General features: G+C 52.4%; 19 protein-coding genes. 12 read left to right on the forward strand and 7 right to left on the reverse strand.

The genetic code is table 11. The annotated features are described in order from the left end of the window. Positions 1-59: 59 nt before the first annotated feature. From HS100_20655 to deoC, 4 genes are all read right to left on the reverse strand, one after another. Positions 60-458, reverse strand: coding sequence for a GxxExxY protein (locus HS100_20655; GenBank protein MBE7436338.1), 399 nt, complete (start codon positions 456-458; stop codon positions 60-62). 129 nt (positions 459-587) lie between these two features. Further along, on the reverse strand, positions 588-938 hold the full coding sequence (locus HS100_20660; GenBank protein MBE7436339.1) for a DUF5615 family PIN-like protein: 351 nt from the start codon (positions 936-938) through the stop codon (positions 588-590). Then, on the reverse strand, positions 938-1,171 hold the full coding sequence (locus tag HS100_20665) for a DUF433 domain-containing protein (protein MBE7436340.1): 234 nt from the start codon (positions 1,169-1,171) through the stop codon (positions 938-940). The genes HS100_20660 and HS100_20665 overlap by 1 nt, the downstream gene beginning before the upstream one ends. Before the next feature lie 40 nt (positions 1,172-1,211). Continuing rightward, the gene (gene deoC, locus HS100_20670) at positions 1,212-2,171 is read right to left on the reverse strand and encodes a deoxyribose-phosphate aldolase (GenBank protein ID MBE7436341.1); all 960 of its coding nucleotides are present in this window, start codon (positions 2,169-2,171) and stop codon (positions 1,212-1,214) included. A 119-nt stretch (positions 2,172-2,290) separates the two neighbouring features. Here deoC and HS100_20675 point away from each other — a divergent pair, with 119 nt between their 5' ends. The 7 genes from HS100_20675 to HS100_20705 all read left to right on the forward strand — a co-directional run bounded on the left by HS100_20675 (position 2,291) and on the right by HS100_20705 (position 9,061). Next, positions 2,291-2,575, forward strand: coding sequence for a cyclase (locus HS100_20675; protein MBE7436342.1), 285 nt, complete (start codon positions 2,291-2,293; stop codon positions 2,573-2,575). Between the two features lie 35 nt (positions 2,576-2,610). Continuing rightward, complete coding sequence (locus HS100_20680) at positions 2,611-3,984, forward strand: MBL fold metallo-hydrolase (protein MBE7436343.1); 1,374 nt, start codon at positions 2,611-2,613, stop codon at positions 3,982-3,984. Between the two features lie 36 nt (positions 3,985-4,020). After that, the gene (locus tag HS100_20685; GenBank protein ID MBE7436344.1) at positions 4,021-4,788 is read left to right on the forward strand and encodes a hypothetical protein; all 768 of its coding nucleotides are present in this window, start codon (positions 4,021-4,023) and stop codon (positions 4,786-4,788) included. Positions 4,789-4,854: 66 nt separating this feature from the next. Then, positions 4,855-6,075 (forward strand): glycosyltransferase family 39 protein, encoded by a 1,221-nt coding sequence (locus tag HS100_20690; protein ID MBE7436345.1) that lies wholly within the window; start codon positions 4,855-4,857, stop codon positions 6,073-6,075. Positions 6,076-6,099: 24 nt separating this feature from the next. Beyond that, positions 6,100-6,627, forward strand: a complete 528-nt coding sequence (locus HS100_20695; protein ID MBE7436346.1) for a DinB family protein — start codon at positions 6,100-6,102, stop codon at positions 6,625-6,627. Positions 6,628-6,647: 20 nt separating this feature from the next. Continuing rightward, positions 6,648-8,735 (forward strand): S9 family peptidase, encoded by a 2,088-nt coding sequence (locus HS100_20700; protein MBE7436347.1) that lies wholly within the window; start codon positions 6,648-6,650, stop codon positions 8,733-8,735. Positions 8,736-8,800: 65 nt separating this feature from the next. Further along, positions 8,801-9,061 carry a hypothetical protein gene (locus HS100_20705; GenBank protein ID MBE7436348.1) on the forward strand — a complete coding sequence of 87 codons (261 nt, stop codon included), beginning with the start codon at positions 8,801-8,803 and terminating at the stop codon, positions 9,059-9,061. Positions 9,062-9,111: 50 nt separating this feature from the next. Here the strand turns inward: HS100_20705 and HS100_20710 are convergent, their stop codons facing one another. The 3 genes from HS100_20710 to trxB all read right to left on the reverse strand — a co-directional run bounded on the left by HS100_20710 (position 9,112) and on the right by trxB (position 12,623). Next, positions 9,112-10,431, reverse strand: coding sequence for a citrate (Si)-synthase (locus HS100_20710; protein ID MBE7436349.1), 1,320 nt, complete (start codon positions 10,429-10,431; stop codon positions 9,112-9,114). A gap of 89 nt (positions 10,432-10,520) precedes the next feature. After that, on the reverse strand, positions 10,521-11,456 hold the full coding sequence (gene mdh / locus HS100_20715) for a malate dehydrogenase (protein MBE7436350.1): 936 nt from the start codon (positions 11,454-11,456) through the stop codon (positions 10,521-10,523). Between the two features lie 219 nt (positions 11,457-11,675). Further along, a complete protein-coding gene (trxB, locus tag HS100_20720; GenBank protein MBE7436351.1) occupies positions 11,676-12,623 on the reverse strand; it encodes a thioredoxin-disulfide reductase in 948 nt (315 codons plus the stop codon). A gap of 301 nt (positions 12,624-12,924) precedes the next feature. On the opposite strand from trxB, the gene HS100_20725 reads away from it, so the two are divergent. From HS100_20725 to HS100_20745, 5 genes are all read left to right on the forward strand, one after another. After that, positions 12,925-13,746, forward strand: a complete 822-nt coding sequence (locus HS100_20725) for a sulfurtransferase (GenBank protein ID MBE7436352.1) — start codon at positions 12,925-12,927, stop codon at positions 13,744-13,746. 32 nt (positions 13,747-13,778) lie between these two features. Continuing rightward, positions 13,779-14,321: a DUF4386 domain-containing protein gene (locus tag HS100_20730; protein ID MBE7436353.1), complete on the forward strand. Its 543-nt coding sequence runs from the start codon at positions 13,779-13,781 to the stop codon at positions 14,319-14,321. Positions 14,322-14,431: 110 nt separating this feature from the next. Then, a complete protein-coding gene (locus HS100_20735; protein MBE7436354.1) occupies positions 14,432-15,145 on the forward strand; it encodes a DUF4386 domain-containing protein in 714 nt (237 codons plus the stop codon). A gap of 14 nt (positions 15,146-15,159) precedes the next feature. Next, entirely contained in the window at positions 15,160-15,696 is a 537-nt protein-coding gene (locus HS100_20740) for a DUF4386 domain-containing protein (GenBank protein MBE7436355.1), read from the forward strand. A gap of 223 nt (positions 15,697-15,919) precedes the next feature. Then, positions 15,920-16,504, forward strand: a complete 585-nt coding sequence (locus HS100_20745) for a helix-turn-helix domain-containing protein (GenBank protein MBE7436356.1) — start codon at positions 15,920-15,922, stop codon at positions 16,502-16,504. Positions 16,505-16,506 lie beyond the last annotated feature (2 nt).

Raw genomic sequence — 16,506 nt, forward strand, 5'->3', positions numbered from 1 at the left:
CACAGACAAACGCGGATGGGTGATAAACAAAAGAAACCAAAATCTGTATTCATCCGTGTTTATCTGTGGTTGGGCATTTGGATTTTCCAAGAGTCATGTGGAACGATTCGTTTAATTTCGAGTTTTGGACGGTAAAAATTGACAAGAAGACAGACGGGTAAGCCTGTGGCACGCAAATAATTCAAGCATTGCGCAGTATGAACATCGTCGAAGGTTTTGACGGTTTTCAACTCCACCAATACCAATTCCTCCACCAGTAAATCTGCGAAGTAATCTCCGACAATGACGCCTTCATATCGAACCTGAATGGGGAACTGCTGTTGCACGCGCAGCCCAGCCTTCGCAATAGCAATTCCACTTGCGTTCTCATAAACTTTTTCGAGAAAACCACAGCCGAGAGTATTACTCACCTGATAAAGGCATCCGATAATCTTTTCGGTGATGTCATTTACTTCCATCAATTCATCCTTCTATCTGTGTCCATCTGTGTTTATCTGTGGTTGATTTTTATCCCATCGGCACGTGATGTTTCGCGGCGTAATGACCCGTGATGAAGTGATACAACAGCCGCTCGAGGTCGGTTTTCATCAAACTCTCCGAATACGAACTGCTTTTTCGGTAATCACGCTGAAAGCCGAAAGCAATTCATCTGCATGTTTGGCAATCGCAGAAGAAACAATCTCCGCCTTTTCCTGCGACGAAAGTCCCGCGAGGCGATACAAGACTATCCCGCGTTTGACGTATCCCTGGCGGAAAATCAACTCGCCGAAATCTTTATCGGCGGTCAAGAGCAAAGTGTTTTCGTCGCTCGCCAAAACAAGAATTTCCTCGTCCATTATGCCTGGGGACATCTCCGCGACATAGCCGACATCATGCCCGTCACTCCTCAAGCGCAGGACAATTTCGTGAGCCACACTTTCATCGGCGAGTATTTTCATCAGACCGACTCGGAGATGGGATAAACCACGTCAGCGCGCAGGGCTTCCTGAGCAAATTTCAATGCGGCTTGAATGCCTTCTTTCGTCAAGCGCGGGTGGGCTTTTAGTAATTGGGCAAATGATTCACCCGCTGACAGCTCTTCGAGAATTAGATCAACTGTAATGCGCGTCCCTGAAACGACGGGCTGTCCCATCATCACTTTTGGGTTTGAAACGATAATTTGTTCAGCCATTTCTATTTTCCTTTCTTTGCGCTCTTAGCGGTAAATACTATCATCCCATCGGCATGTGATGCTTCGCGGCGTAGTGGCCCGTGATGAAGTGATACAACTGCCGCTCCAGATCGGTGAGCAAACTGGACGCCCCAAGGCGGAACAGATTCGGCATCAGCCATTCGTCGCCGAGTTCTTCCTTCATCAGCGACTGCCATGCCATCGCTTGCTTGGCGGAACTGATTCCCCCTGCGGGCTTGAAACCGATCTTGTAGCCGAAGCGGTCGAGATATTCGCGGATGGCGCGCGTCATCACCAAACTGACTTCCAGCGTGGCGTTTACCGATTCCTTGCCCGTCGATGTCTTGATAAAGTCCGAGCCTGCCATCATGGCGACGAGACTCGCTTGATAGACCTGCTTCAACGTTCCCAGATCACCGGTTGCCAAAATCGTCTTCATGTGCGCATCACCGCAGGCTTCGCGGAATTGCTTGAGCTCATCGTAAAGCGATCTCCAGTCGCCGGTCAACACATGGTTGCGGGCAATGACCACGTCGATTTCCCGAGCGCCCGCCTCCACAGCCTGTTCGATCTCTTGAATCCGCTGCGGCAGAGGAGTCTGCCCCGCAGGGAAACCTGTCGCAACAGAGGCAACAGGAATATCAGAACCTTGAAGCGCCTCCACCGCATCACGGACGCGATTCGGGTAAACGCAGACCGCGCCGACGGTGACCCGCTCGCCATCCAGTCCGAGCCGTTCGAGCATATCCGGGCGGATCGGTTGTCTGGCTTTCGCGCATAGACGATGAACGCGCCCGGGCGTGTCGTCTCCGGCGAGGGTGGTCAGGTCGATGCAGGTGACGGCGCGCAGAAGCCAGGCAGCCTGCCATTCCTTCTTTACGGTGCGGCGCTTTTGCAGGGTCTCGATACGCCGCTCCACCGCGCTCTTGTTGACGTGCGCGCCCATCACCCAGTCGAGGTCAAGAGGCACGCCGGGGTTGCGATTGTGATTGGAAGTCATCCAAAACTCCGTTTCATTATCTGACACGATTATACAGCGAAAGACGGGCGGGTAAAGCACCCTGGCAACACATTGAGTGTTGTATGGATAGTTATCTATTCTTATAAAAGGAGAAAACCATGACCTACGTGCTTGTTCGATTTACCGTCGAGGATATTGATAAATGGAAATCCGTGTTCGAGGAAGCGGCTTCGCTTCGAAAGAGTTTCGGTTCGACGGGCGTCCGCGCATTCAGCAAATCGGGCAGTCCTAATGAAGTTGTGATCCTCGGCAATTATTCCGATAAAGAGAAAGCCATGCAGATGTTCCAGTCGCAGGAATTCCGCGAGAGAACACAGAGTGCGGGCGTTAAAGGTCCGCCCGAAGTGACTTTCCTCGAAGAGGTGTTAAATCTACCCGCCTGACCGATCCATCCGCCGGGCGGTATAATTCACAAATCATGCCGGATTATTTTATCGAGACGTTTGTAGACACCGGACTCGGCAACTCTGCTTACCTGATCGGATCACACGCAACGAAGAAAGGGATTTTGATCGATCCGCTTCGCGACGTGGACCGATACCTGAATGCCGCTTCCGAGCGGGGTCTTACACTGACGCATGTCCTTGACACCCACCTGCACGCGGATTTCATCTCCGGCAACCGCGAGATCGCGAATCAAACAAACGCAATCATCGGCGCCAGCGCAGAGGCAGGGGTCGGTTTTGATCACACGCCGCTTACCGAAGACTCGGTCATCGATCTCGGCGCGTTCCAAATCCGGGTGATGACGACGCCTGGACATACGCCGGAACATATTTCGTTTTTGCTCACCGAAGCGGATGGCAAAATTCCAGCCGCTCTCTTCAGCGGCGGCGCGCTCATCGTCGGCGGCGCGGCGCGGACGGATCTACTCACGCCGGAACTCACGCGCCCGCTGGCGAGTCTGTTGTTTCATACCATTCACGATAAATTGCTGAAACTTCCCGACGAAGTAAACGTCTTCCCCACCCATGGGGCGGGCTCGTTCTGTGTGGCTCCCGCTTCATCCGACCGGACGACGACCATCGGGCGCGAGCGAAAAACGAATCAACTTGCCCAGCCGCAAAACGAAGAGGAATTCATCGAACGCGCATTGACGGGTCTGCCGGATTACCCCACTTATTACAAATACATGCGCGGGTTGAATCAAAAAGGCGCAAAAATCCTCGGCGGCGTTCCGATTCTCAAACCGTTATCGGCAGGTGAGGTTAAGTCAATGATGGATGAGGGCGTCGTTGTATTGGACGTTCGTCATCACAAGGAATTTGCCGCGGGGCACATTCCCGGCTCATACGGTATCCGCGTCGATGCTCCGCTCATCGTTTGGGCGGGTTGGGTGATTCCGTTCGGGAGCAAAATCATCCTCCTCGCGGAATCCGCAGACCAAAGGGAGTCTGCGGCGCGGCAGTTGATCCGCATCGGTTACGATGACATCGCTGGTTATCTCGAAGGGGGAATCGAAGCCTGGGCGAAGGAACTCCCGGTTGAAACGGTGCAATCCATCAGCCCGAAAGAATTGCGCGAACGGTTGGACGAAGTGGCGGTAATCGATGTGCGGCGGTTGAGCGAATGGAACGACGGGCACATCCCCAACGCGATCCACTTCGAAGGCGGAAGAGTCGCATGGGACGATTTGAATTTTCCGAAGGACAAACCTTTGGTGATCCAATGCGCGAGCGGCAACCGCTCCATGGTTGCGATCTCGGTATTAAAACGGCGCGGATTCCAGAATGTGATCCAGGCGGATGGCGGCATCAACAAATGGAAAATGAGCGGGTTTGAGACCGTCTAAGATTCAGGAAGATCGATCTCTCTTTAGGAGCGCGTCATGCCCAACATCGAAACCATCGTCCGGCAGATCAACCGCGAGATCGTGCCTCAGTTCGAGGAAAAATTGCGCGCCTATCTTGCCGAACAGGACAAGGAATGGCTGATCGAGCAGATCGTGCGGTTGACCCTCGACGCGCACAGCCTGCAGGAAATGGACCGCAAGCATTACAAAGAGGAAGAGAATCGCAAACGCGCCGAGTTTGGGGAGAGAGTCAAGCAACTGGCGCTGAACGATAATAAACTCAATGAATTCATTGACGCATACAGGAAAATTAACCGTGAAGAATTGATCGCGAAAGGATTCCTGCTCGATAATGCGCCGCCCAAAGGTGGAGAGATGCTCGGCGATGAATTCCGCACGGAAAAAGGGAAGCAACTCCTCCAGCAAGCAAAGGATATGCTGTTCGCCTTGTTATTCGGCGATGCCGAGTTCAACGCCGTCTTCGAACGCGACCATCGCGAACTGCTCTCGCTGACCGTGCCGCGGATGAAGATCGAAGCCCTGAACTTCATGAAGGCAACGACGGAGATCGACGCGCTCGGCACCTGGCAGGACCCGAAAGGAACCGCCAGCGATTCCCGCGCCGATTACATCCTGATGGAGATCGAATACGGCGAAGTGCAGGGCGAGCACATTGGCGAAGGCATCATTTCCGCGCTCAAGGTCATCAACAACCTCGAAGTCAATGAAAAGATCCTGTATGCGCGAATGAGCGAGATCGAACAAAGCACGCTGGTTTCGCAGAAATTGATGAAAATACAATAAAAATTGCCCGAAAATCGGCTGTGCTATACTGGGTGAATTCCACAATCGGAAAGATCGTTCCAGCCGATGTCCATCGCAAACTTCCGCAATTTTCTCATCAGGTATTCCTGGCTCATCGTTTCATTATTTCTTTTGACGGGCATCATCGGGACGTTTAACAAAAACAACGGCTCGACCAATTTATACGCCTACCAGGCAGAGGCGTTCCTGCGTGGCGATTTCGCCATCCAGGAGAAGCCGAATAAACTGCCCGGCGAAACGATCGATTATCACGGACGGATCTACATCCCTTTCCCGCCATTCCCCGCGGTCATTCTCACACCGTTTGTCGCCGTCTTCGGAAGAGGGGATCTGAAAATGTATTGGATCGCCTTCGTCATGGCAGCCCTCACCTGTCTGACACTTTATCGCATCCTCCTTAAATTCGAGCTGGATCGTCCGACCGCAGCCTGGGTACTCGCCGGTTTCGCTCTGGGAACGGGATACTGGCAGATATTCCGCGGAAGCGAATGGGTGTGGATGTTCGCGCAGATCACCGCCATGCTTTTCTTGCTGCTCGCCTTTTACGAATCAATGTGTAAAGGCAGGGGCTGGCTTGCGGGCCTTCTGCTGGGTGCGGCATTCCTTTCGCGCCAATTGTCCATTTACATGGCACTTTTCATCGTCGTCCTCTTATGGAGGAACGAGGGAAAACAAAATCGGATCACGAACCTGGGCTGGTTTTTCGCCGCGCTTGGTTTCAGTATCGCGCTATATCTCGGTTTCAACTATTACAGATTCGGCACCTTTGGAAGCGGCTATGAACTGATGAACTACCAGGCATTTGGCGGACCCGGCAATTTCCTTGGCGAGCGGGTCAGTGAATTCGGGGTATTCGACCCTGTCTATTTTTTCTACAACGCCTACCACATGTTCATCCAAGGGTATCACGTCGAATTCGGCGGAAAAACAATGCTTGAGGTTGTCGGGCTGAGCCGCTTCGGCGTATCCCTACTCGCAGCAAGTCCGTTCGTCATTGCGGCCTTCCGCGCGAGGACGGATAAATGGATTCAATGGGGAGCCTGGATCAGTGTGCTCCTGACTCTACTAACAGCGTTGTTCTATCATAACAACGGTTACATCCAATACAACACCCAGCGCTTTTCGCTGGATTTTCTGCCGGTCTTGATCCTGCTCATCGCCTGGGGATTTAATAACTCAAGCAGCGACTTGAAATCTTACTGGAAAGGCATGATCGTCTATTCGATCTTTTTGAACGTTCTGACGAACCTCCTGCCTGTTTATTAATTTAAAATCGAAAAGGACCCCACCATGAGAATTACCCCTCCACCTCTTGAAGAATACGCTCCCTTCTATGCCGACTACGTTCAACGAGCCGCCGCACGCGGGGATGTCTCCACCTCCCTGTCGAATCAGCTCGATGAAATTCGGTCCACGCTGGGAGCGTTATCCGACTCTCAAGCGCGCTTCAAACCCGGACCCGCGGAATGGTCCATCAAAGAAGTCGTTTCTCATCTGATAGACGTCGAACGGGTTTTTTCTTATCGGTTCCTGCGCGTCTCGCGCAAGGATAAGACCCCCCTGCCCGGCTTCGAGCAGGATGATTTCGTACGAGAGTCCATGGCAGACGAACTTCCATTTGCGAGCCTGCTCGATGAATTCGAATCCGTCCGCCATGCCACCATCCGTATGGTTCAAAATACGAAAGACTCCGCCTTTGCCGAAGTCGGAAGCGCAAGCGGCGCGCCGATCAGCGCCCGCGCGTTGGCTTATATGATCGTCGGTCATGTGGACCATCACATGGCGAGCTTGCGCGAAAAATATCTTCCGGCTGCTTAACACAAGGAAAGAATAGGATCATGAGCAAAACAAGAAACGCGCCATCCGCCCCGAAACGCCGCCATGAAATGACCCAGCACGGCGTCACCCGCATCGACGATTACTACTGGATGCGTGACAGGAACGATCCGGAGACGATGAAATATCTCCGCGCCGAGAGTGATTACCTCGAAGAGGTGATGGGACATACGAAATCCCTGCAGGAGCGGCTCTTCTCCGAGATGAAGGGCAGGATTCAGGAAACGGACTCAACCGTCCCGGAGAAGCGAGGCGAATATTTCCATTATGAAAGGCATGAAGAGGGGAAGCAATATCCCATCTTTTGCCGCCGATACAAATCGCTCGACGCGGACGAGGAAATATTGCTCGACCAAAATCAACTGGCGGAGGGAAAAGCGTTCTGCGGAATCAGCGGGTTCGAGACCAGTCCAGACGGGACGAAACTTGCCTACGTGGCGGATTTCGAGGGCAGCGAGGTTTTTACGCTTTATATCAAAGACCTTCTCAGCGGGGAATATTTCCCTGAAACGATCGGCAACGTGTCCGGCAGCGCATACGAGCGTTTCGGCGTGGAATGGGCGAACGATAACAAGACCGTCTTTTACATTACATTGGATGAGACGCTGCGCCCCGATAAATTATTCCGTCACATCATCGGCACCGACCCCAAAGACGATATGATGATCCTGCATGAAGCGGACGAGACGTTTCATTTGTACGTCCACAGGACACGCGACCGCGCTTTGATAATGACCTACCATTACAGCACGGATACCCGCGAGATCCGTTTTTTGGATGCGAACGATCCGACCGGCGGATTTCGCATCTTGCAGCCGCGTATAGAAGGATTGGATTACAACGCGGCGCATCACATGGGCAGATTTTTCATCGTCCATAACGACGGCGCGAAGAATTTCAAAGTCAGCGTGACGTCCGCTGTTGCACCGAACAAGGAGAATTGGAAAGAGATCATTCCCCACCGCGAGGATGTGTTGGTGGATTACCTCGATACGTTCGAGAATCATCTGGTCGTCTATGAACGCAAAGGCGGTTTGAGGCAAATACGTATCAGCGACGCTGACGGAATAAGCAATGTCCGGTATGTAAAATTCCCCGAACCGTCGTATAACGCGCATCCTGAAGGAAATCCGGAATTCAAGATAAACCTTTTGCGTCTGAAATATTCCTCTCTCATCACACCCAATACGACCGTCGACGTTCACATGGACACAGGCGAATGGGAGATTAAAAAGGTGGATGAGGTCAGAGGTTTCGACAAAACCAATTACCAATTGGAGCGCATCCATGCGATAGCGGCGGACGGGACGAAGGTGCCGGTCACGATTGCCTATCGGAAGGATTTACAAAAGAAAGACGGGGCCAATCCCGCGTTGATGTACGGTTACGGCTCTTACGGCGCGACGATTGACCCGTACTTCGACTCGAACCGATTCAGCCTGATCGACCGGGGATTTGTCTATGCCGTCGCGCACATCCGCGGCGGTTATGATATGGGGCGCGACTGGTACGAACAAGGCAGGATGGAACATAAGCGCAATACGTTCACCGACTTCATCGCCTGCGCCGAACATTTGGTTCAAGAAGGATACGTCGCGAAAGATAAACTCGCCATCCAGGGTGCTTCGGCGGGCGGGCTGCTCGTCGGCGCGTGCATGACCATGCGCCCGGACTTGTTCAAAGTCGTCATCGCAAAGGTCCCTTTCGTGGATGTGGTCACGACCATGAACGACCCATCCATACCGCTCACCACGCAGGAATACGACCAATGGGGAAACCCGGAAGATAAGATGATGTTCGAATATATGCTTTCGTATTCACCCTACGACAATTTGACAGCGACGGACTACCCAAACCTGCTCATCACTACAGGCTTGAACGATCCGCGCGTGGCGTTCTGGGAACCGGCGAAGTTCATGGCGAAATTGCGAGAACTCAAGACCGACGATAATCTCGCGGTCTTCTATGTCAATTACAACTCCGGTCACGCCGGGGCAAGCGGCCGGTTCGACTACATCAGGGAAATTGCGCTGGATTACGCATTTCTACTCGACCGGTTTAACCTGGAAAGACCGAAAAAGCCTGATTGATAAATATCTTCAAACGAAATAAAATTCAACTGATGCGATAATCCTTTAGAAGTAAGGAGAGAAGAATGGAAAGGTTTTTGATCGAATCGCCTCATGCGGTCGAGGCTTGTGAACAGGTCATCCGTGACATCCACGCCGCCGGGTATTTGCACCACTTCGAATGGGGCTGCAAGGATAACGACCACACCGGTTGGGCCATCGTGGAGGCGGAAACCCATGAAGATGCGCGCCAGATCGTTCCCTGGTATTTGCGCGACAAGGCGCGGATCGTACGGCTTGTGAAATTCAGGAGCGCAAAGGAAGACACCCATCATCGCAGCGGTTAATAAAGAAAAACTCCCGGGTTTCTCTTGAGCCCGGGAGTTGTCGAATTGATTTACAAAGGTTGCAGGGATTTTGCAACCGCCTCTTCCAGCATCTTCGTCGTCACCGACTTGGGACGCTCGATGGGCATGCTTAGCGCGCGCGACCAGACGTAGTTGGCGGTCACGCCGAGAGCACGGCCGACGCCGAATAACACGGTGTAAAAATCGAATTCGCGGACACCGTAATAATATTGAAGCGTCCCGCTGATCGCGTCCACGTTCGGTGCGGGGTTCTTCGCCTTGCCCTGTTCCTTGAGCACGGTCGGCACCACATCAAATACCATATCCGCGAGGCGGACGAGATCGTCGTGCGGAAAGCGAGCCTTGGCGAATTCCATCTGCGCAGTGAAGCGGGGATCGGGCACGCGCAGAACGGCATGACCGTATCCCGGAATGACCTTGCCGCTGTTCAGCGTATCCCATGCAAACTTATACAAGTCGTCGCGCGAAGGCACGCCGTCGAACCGCTTGATCACTTCGAGAAGCCAGGCAAGACATTCCTGGTTGGCAAGCCCGTGAAGCGGACCGGCGAGTCCGCTCAGACCGGCGGAATAGGCGAAATAGATGTCTGAGAGTGATGATCCGACAAGATGGGTGGAATGAGCCGATACGTTCCCTGATTCATGATCGGAATGCAGGATAAAGTAAAGGCGCGAAAGATCCGCATAACCCTTTTTATCCGAGATCTTCATCATGCGCGCGAAATTTGCGCCGTAATCCAACTTGGCGTTATAACCCGGTTTCTTCTTCTCGCCGAAATATTTGTAGCGGTAGATGAATGCCGCGATCACCGGGATCTTGGCAGTCAGATCAAGGCTGTCTTCCAGCGCGGGTTCCCAATATTCGTCCTTCTTCATGCCTTCCCTGTATTTTCTTGCAAAGGCAGAGTTGCGCTCCAGAGACATGACCGCCAGATTCAAAAGGATCATGGGGTGCGCATCCTTGGGCATGGTCTTCAGCATCTTGTAGACGTAGTCGGGAATTTCAGCACGTTTATCCCATTCGTCTTCGACGGCCATCGCCTCTTCCATGGTGGGGATTTCGCCGACCATCAAAAGATAATACAAACCGCCCACGAGCGGAACCTTCGCGCTGCGCGGTTTGGGAAGTTTCTTCAACACTTCAGGGATGGACAATCCGCGAAAGCGGATGCCTTCGTTGGAATCGACATAAGAGACATCTGTAAGCAGGGATTTGATATCGCGCATCCCGCCGACGATCTGCCCGACCGTGACCTTGTCGACCACGACTTCGGCGTGGTCCTTGGCAAGGGATTTAATTCGTTCCCGCCATGCGGGAAGTTGTGCGGCGATCTTTTCATATAGAATCATGACTGGCTCCTGGAAAATTTATGGGAAGCGCGATCCGTAACTGTTGACCCTTATCACCCGCCTGCCAATTACGGATGGCACATCAGGCACTACAGGCTGACAACGCTCTTCAACGCTTCGTGCGACTCCTTCACTGAAGCCGCGGACTTCTCGAACATCGCTTTTTCTTCGGCGTCGAATTTGTATTCGATGATGCGCTCCATTCCTTTTGCCCCAAGCATTACTGGGACGCCGAAATACATATCCTTCAAGCCGTATTCGCCGTTCATGTAAGTGGCGCACGGCACGATCAACTTCTTGTCCTTCAGGATCGCCTCCGCCATTTGCACACAGGCAAGCGAGGGAGCATAATAGGCGGAACCGGTCTTCAATAGATTCACGATCTCGCCGCCGCCCTTGCGCGTGCGTTCCACGATGGCGGCAAGTTTATCGGCGGGAAGATATTCCTTTAAGGGGATGCCCGCAATATTGGAATGCCGTGTCAGCGGGACCATTTCATCGCCGTGGCCGCCCAGCACATAGCACTGGACATTTTCAACAGATACATTGGCTTCCATGGCAACGAAAGCGCGCATACGAGCGGAGTCCAAAATGCCCGCCTGGCCGATGACCCGTTCGCGCGGCAGGCCGGTCACTTTCATGGTGAGGTATGCCATCGTGTCGAGCGGGTTGGTCAACACAATGAAGATCGCATTCGGCGAATGTTTCAGGGTTTCCCTGGCGGCATTGCCCACGATCTCGGCATTCGTCTTCAACAAATCCTCGCGGCTCATGCCGGGTTTGCGGGCTATTCCAGCGGTGATAATGACAATGTCCGATTTTTTGGTGTCTTCGTAATTGTTCGTCCCCATCACATGCGTATCCTTACCTATAATGGGCATGGCTTCGAGCATATCGAGGCTCTTGCCCTGCGGCATGCCTTCCACTACATCGAGCAGAACCACATCCGCAAGTTCGCGCTCGGCAATCCAATGCGCAGCGGTTGCGCCGGTGTTGCCCGCGCCAACAATTGAGATTTTTTTCATCGTTCCTCCATTTGGGATCGGCGTGTAAAGCCGTAAATTTTCACCTATTCTATCCGAAACCATTCCATGCCAAAAGTACAAAATGTCACTTTTTTAGTCAAAAAACAGACCCGTCGATGACGAGTCTGTTGGTGGGAAAAGTATGAAAGTTGGATTCTGGGTCTCGGACGGGATCAACCATCCCGTAGGATGAGGCGATGAACTTCATCCGCTTCTTTCTTAACCGTGAACAGATTCGGCTTCCTGCGACTCGAGATAACGCGTCGCTTGGATCGCCGCCGCCGCGCCCATCCCCGCCGAGGTGACCACCTGCCGAAAGTGCGGGTCTGCCGCCTCGCCCGCCGCGTACACGCCGGGGATGTTGGTTTCCATTTTATCGTTGACCTTGATGTAGCCGAGGTCGCTCATTTCGAGCTTGCCCTGGAACATTTGCGTGTTGGGCGTATGACCGATGAAGATGAATAACCCGTCTGTTTCAAATCTGCTTTCTTCGCCGGTGACAACGTTCTTGAGTTTGAGGGCGGTGAGTTTATCGGTACCGAGCGCTTCCGTGATGACTGTGTTCATGATGAAGTTCATTTTTGGATGCTCCTTGGCGCGCTTTTGCAGGATCGCCCCCGCGCGGTATTCATCCCGCCGGTGAATGAGCGTGACCGAGGAAGCATAACGGGTGATGAAGAGCCCTTCTTCGAACGCGCTATCGCCTCCGCCCACGACAACGACTTTTTTATCCTTGAAGAACCAGCCATCGCAGGTGGCGCAATAGGATACGCCCCGTCCGGTCAATTCCACCTCACCAGGAACATTGAGATGCACAGGGCTCGCGCCGGTGGTGATGATTATGGATTCGGCAAAGTACTCGCCGCTGTCTGTAGTGACTTTATACGGCCGCTGGGAAAAATCCACTTCGTGCGCCATGTCGAATTCAACCCTTGCCCCAAAATGTTCCGCCTGTTTCTGGAAGAGTTCGCCTAGCTGCGCTCCGCCCACCCCTTCCGGAAACCCGGGATAGTTTTCGATCGTATGGGTCAATGCCGCCTGGCCGCCCAATTGCATCCCGGTGAGGACGACCGGGGCAAGTTCCGCCCGCGCGGCGTACAACGCCGCTGAAAGCCCCGCCGGTCCCGCCCCCAGGATCAAAACTTTTACATGTCTGTTATCCGTCATTTTTTACCTGTTAGATTTTCACAAAACATTGCGAAGTAATTTGGTCCTAGCAAACACCAATTACGCGCAAACAGTCTGATTTTGAATACAGCCACTCTTGAGACGAGGGCAAATCGCCTTCTATTACCGCCCGGATTGTATCAGATGCTTACAGGGGTGAAAAGTTACAGGGTATCGACAGGAGTTGAGCCATTAATAAATCTCCAACGCAACCTCCGCAGTCTCCACAATCTCTGGCTGGAACATCCATAATTTCTCCACATTGGATTGCTATAGTGCGGCACATAAAGGAGAAAAACACATGGAGCGCAAGGATATTTTGATCGAAGCAGACGAACTGCTGAAAAAGACCGGCGATAAGAATCTCCGCATCTTCGATGCCACCATCACAGACGATGTGTACTTGCAGCGGCACATCCCCGGCGCGGTTTATTTCGACCACGAGCGATTTTCGGATCCGGATAGTCCGCATACCTGCACGATCCTGTCCGAAGCGCGGCTCGTGGATGCGATCGGCAAGGCGGGCATCTCCAATGATTCGGAAGTGGTGGTGTATGCCTGTGGGATGATCCCTTATGCGATGCGAGCCTGGTGGGTCTTGCGGTATGCAGGGCATAACAATGTCCGCGTTCTCAACGGCGGATTGACCGGGTGGATAAAAGCTGGGGGCGGCACCGAGCAGACGCCCAATCAGTATGAGCCGTCGGTTTTTGTGGGTTCGATCCGGCAAGGGATGTTCGCCGATAAAGAGGAGGTCGCAGCATCCATCGATGACGGGAAAATCGCCATAGTGAATGTTCTTCCACCGATCAGTTATGAAGGCGCGCGCATCCCCGGCTCGGTCAATCTCTCCTGCATGGATTTGATGGAGGGGGATTTTACTCAAGGCATGGATTATCTTCAGCCGGTCGATCAGATTGCGGCTCGAATCGCGGAAACGGCAAAATACGACCGCATCATCACCTACTGCGGCGGCGGGATCGCGGCGGCGGTAAATGCTGCGGCGCACCTGATGACGGGGCACAAAAATGTTGCCGTGTACGACGGCTCCCTTTACGAATGGCTTGCCGAAGGAATGCCCGTCGAAGGGAATGGGAATTGGGAAATTTGGAAGATGCAATAGACCAACTTGATTCTTCACGGGAGATCGAAACCATGAATAACCAAACAACCTCACAGCAGACCTCTGCAAGGGTCGCCGGATTCACATTTCTTTTCTACATTGCAGCCGGGATTTCCAGCCTCTCGCTTGGCGGCGAAGCGCAGGGAGTCGAATTGTTGTACTTCCTGCAATCGCTCTCGGCTTTTGTGCTGGGTGTGACTCTTTATGAGATTACACGCGGACAGGGACCCGTCCTCGCATTGCTGGCACTGACCTGCCGCATCGCGGAAGGTATTGGGTCTGGCGAAAGTGAAATCTTTTTTGCATTGGGCAGTCTTTTCTTTTGCTGGCTCCTCTTGCGCGGACGGTTGATCCCCGCCTGGATGGCGTGGCTGGGTGTCATTGCATCGGCTTTGTTGACAGTGACCCTGCCGTTGCAACTCGTGGGAGTATTGGCAGGCACGGGCTGGGCTTCATCGATCACGTGGATACTCTGGCTGCCGATGCTGGTCTTCGAGGTGGCAGTTGCCTTTTGGATGCTGGTCAAGGGGGTTTCTACGGGGCAGGGTCCTACAATGATGCAATCCACACCTTAAATCAAAGTCGGCGAAAGCAACCATTAATACCAAATGTGTACGCTGAATATTTCTTCGACAATCCTAACCAGGGTTTCCGAAATCCTCAATAAGTGCCCAGAGAAAATGAAATGACCAACAGATACACTGGATTATCACCGCAAATTTATGCGCGGACTGTCGGAATTCTATATTTGATCGTCATTGCCGCGGGAATCATTGCCCAATTGTTCATCAGTGGCAGGATCGTCGTGATTGATGACGCCGCGATGACGGCAGCCAACATTTTGGCTCACGAGAATCTGTTTCGATTGGGTTTTACGCTCTACCTCATTGAAATGACCTCTCAAATTGCCATGACGGCATTCATGTATGTTTTGCTCAAGCCAGTCAGCGGGAGCTTTTCCCTCCTTGCACTGGTTTTTGGTCTTGGAGGATGCGTCATCAAAACCTTTAGCCGCCTCTTTTACATCGCCCCCCTGCTCGTCCTTGGAAATGCGCACTACCTGAGCGCCTTTAATGTAGATCAGCTGCAGGCGTTAACCCTCCTTTTGCTCGAAGTGAATGACCAGGCGGCTGGCATGGCACTTCCATTCTTCGGATTTTCCACGCTCGTGAACGGTGTTTTGATCTTTCGATCCACTTTCCTGCCTCGCGCGCTGGGGGTATTATCGATCCTGGGAGGTTTGGGGTGGCTGACCTACCTGTATCCGCCGCTTGGAAACCAGTTGCTAATTTACGTACTGTTTGCCGCGCTGATCGGGAGCGTGTCGCAAATACTCTGGCTGCTCTTCAAGGGTGTCAACGTGGATCAATGGAATAAACTCGCATGTGAAGCTTCGTAGTCAGGAGAAATCAAATGACAACTCAGAATATTATTATCCAAGCCAGACTGGCGGCTGTTTTTTATCTGGGAACGATTGTTACAGGAGCGACCGCGCTGATGTTTGCCAATGGGAGAAATATATCGAACTTCATCGCCACAATTTGCTATATCGGAGTGACCGCGCTCTTCTATTATCTTTTCAAGCCGGTGAATAAAAACCTCTCCCTTGTTGCAGCATTGTTCAGCTTGGCGGGTTGTATCATCAGTGCGTTTAGCCCATATCTTGCAATTCCAGCCTTCCTTCCCGATATACTGGTGTTCTTCGGGATGTATTGCCTGCTGATCGGCTGGCTCATCATCAAGTCCACATTCCTGCCGCGATTTTTGGGCGTGCTGATGATGATCGGAGGGTTGGGCTGGTTGACTTTTCTCTTCCCAGCACTATCGAGTCTTATTTCTCCATTCAACTTCGCGCCCGGCATCCTCGGAGAAAGCGTATTGACGCTCTGGCTTCTCATCAAAGGTGTAAATGCTGAAGAATGGAACAAACGCGCACTCGAAACTGCGTGATTTGATCCCGGGAATCATTTAAGCCATATATAACATTTGCCAAATTTCAGGAAACATTTGATCAACCACCCCCTTAACCTGGGTGAGCACGAGGAAATATAAACTCCTTTTCAACCGGAATTGGACCTCCCGACACAATTGACGCAAAAATGTCAGATAACTGACGTTGTACCGCCATTAATGTCCGGGTAGTATACATTCCAAAACAGAAACGGAGATTGGCATGACACAAAGTGAAATTGGCAAACGAGTGATGGAAGAAAGGGTCAGGCTTGGAATGTCTCAGGAAGACCTTGCAGGCGCATCTCTACTGAGTTTGAGGACCATTCAAAGGATCGAAAGCGGACAAACCTCCCCGCGCGGCGACACCCTCAAACGCCTGGCGGGAGCTTTAAAAGTCCCGATGGAAGAATTGATCGACTCGGAACTGGAAGAGGATGCGAATCTGGTCGTGCTCATGAATTTGACCCAGTTAGGTTTCATCGCATTTCCACTGCTCGGCATCATCATTCCACTAATCATATGGCTCACGAACCGCAATCGCGTGCGGGATGTGGATGACGTCGGACAGGCCATCCTTAATTTCCAAACAAGTTGGAGCATTCTTATCTTCTCGGTATACATGGCATGTTTAGCGCTCATTCTTATCATGGGCAAAGTCAGCCAGGAGATCTTCTATGGGTACGCGATTTCCATGGGAATCCTATATCCCTACAATCTCTTTCAGATCTTGTGGAACATCAATCGTTATCACAAACATGGTGAGGTTCGGTACGGTCCCGCTTTTAAACTCCTCGGTGCGCGGTGAAA

The organism is Anaerolineales bacterium, from assembly GCA_015075725.1.
GTDB lineage: Bacteria > Chloroflexota > Anaerolineae > Anaerolineales > Villigracilaceae > Villigracilis.

What these genes read in the sequence shown, in the direction of transcription:
- HS100_20695 (MBE7436346.1), top strand. Translation starts at nt 6,100, where the DNA reads ATGAGAATTACCCCTCCACCTCTTGAAGAATACGCTCCCTTCTATGCC.
- mdh (MBE7436350.1), bottom strand. Translation starts at nt 11,456, where the DNA reads ATGAAAAAAATCTCAATTGTTGGCGCGGGCAACACCGGCGCAACCGCT.
- HS100_20690 (MBE7436345.1), top strand. Translation starts at nt 4,855, where the DNA reads ATGTCCATCGCAAACTTCCGCAATTTTCTCATCAGGTATTCCTGGCTC.
- HS100_20740 (MBE7436355.1), top strand. Translation starts at nt 15,160, where the DNA reads ATGACAACTCAGAATATTATTATCCAAGCCAGACTGGCGGCTGTTTTT.
- trxB (MBE7436351.1), bottom strand. Translation starts at nt 12,623, where the DNA reads ATGACGGATAACAGACATGTAAAAGTTTTGATCCTGGGGGCGGGACCG.
- HS100_20665 (MBE7436340.1), bottom strand. Translation starts at nt 1,171, where the DNA reads ATGGCTGAACAAATTATCGTTTCAAACCCAAAAGTGATGATGGGACAG.
- HS100_20685 (MBE7436344.1), top strand. Translation starts at nt 4,021, where the DNA reads ATGCCCAACATCGAAACCATCGTCCGGCAGATCAACCGCGAGATCGTG.
- deoC (MBE7436341.1), bottom strand. Translation starts at nt 2,171, where the DNA reads ATGACTTCCAATCACAATCGCAACCCCGGCGTGCCTCTTGACCTCGAC.
- HS100_20660 (MBE7436339.1), bottom strand. Translation starts at nt 938, where the DNA reads ATGAAAATACTCGCCGATGAAAGTGTGGCTCACGAAATTGTCCTGCGC.
- HS100_20725 (MBE7436352.1), top strand. Translation starts at nt 12,925, where the DNA reads ATGGAGCGCAAGGATATTTTGATCGAAGCAGACGAACTGCTGAAAAAG.
- HS100_20655 (MBE7436338.1), bottom strand. Translation starts at nt 458, where the DNA reads ATGGAAGTAAATGACATCACCGAAAAGATTATCGGATGCCTTTATCAG.
- HS100_20730 (MBE7436353.1), top strand. Translation starts at nt 13,779, where the DNA reads ATGAATAACCAAACAACCTCACAGCAGACCTCTGCAAGGGTCGCCGGA.
- HS100_20675 (MBE7436342.1), top strand. Translation starts at nt 2,291, where the DNA reads ATGACCTACGTGCTTGTTCGATTTACCGTCGAGGATATTGATAAATGG.
- HS100_20700 (MBE7436347.1), top strand. Translation starts at nt 6,648, where the DNA reads ATGAGCAAAACAAGAAACGCGCCATCCGCCCCGAAACGCCGCCATGAA.
- HS100_20745 (MBE7436356.1), top strand. Translation starts at nt 15,920, where the DNA reads ATGACACAAAGTGAAATTGGCAAACGAGTGATGGAAGAAAGGGTCAGG.
- HS100_20680 (MBE7436343.1), top strand. Translation starts at nt 2,611, where the DNA reads ATGCCGGATTATTTTATCGAGACGTTTGTAGACACCGGACTCGGCAAC.
- HS100_20735 (MBE7436354.1), top strand. Translation starts at nt 14,432, where the DNA reads ATGACCAACAGATACACTGGATTATCACCGCAAATTTATGCGCGGACT.
- HS100_20705 (MBE7436348.1), top strand. Translation starts at nt 8,801, where the DNA reads ATGGAAAGGTTTTTGATCGAATCGCCTCATGCGGTCGAGGCTTGTGAA.
- HS100_20710 (MBE7436349.1), bottom strand. Translation starts at nt 10,431, where the DNA reads ATGATTCTATATGAAAAGATCGCCGCACAACTTCCCGCATGGCGGGAA.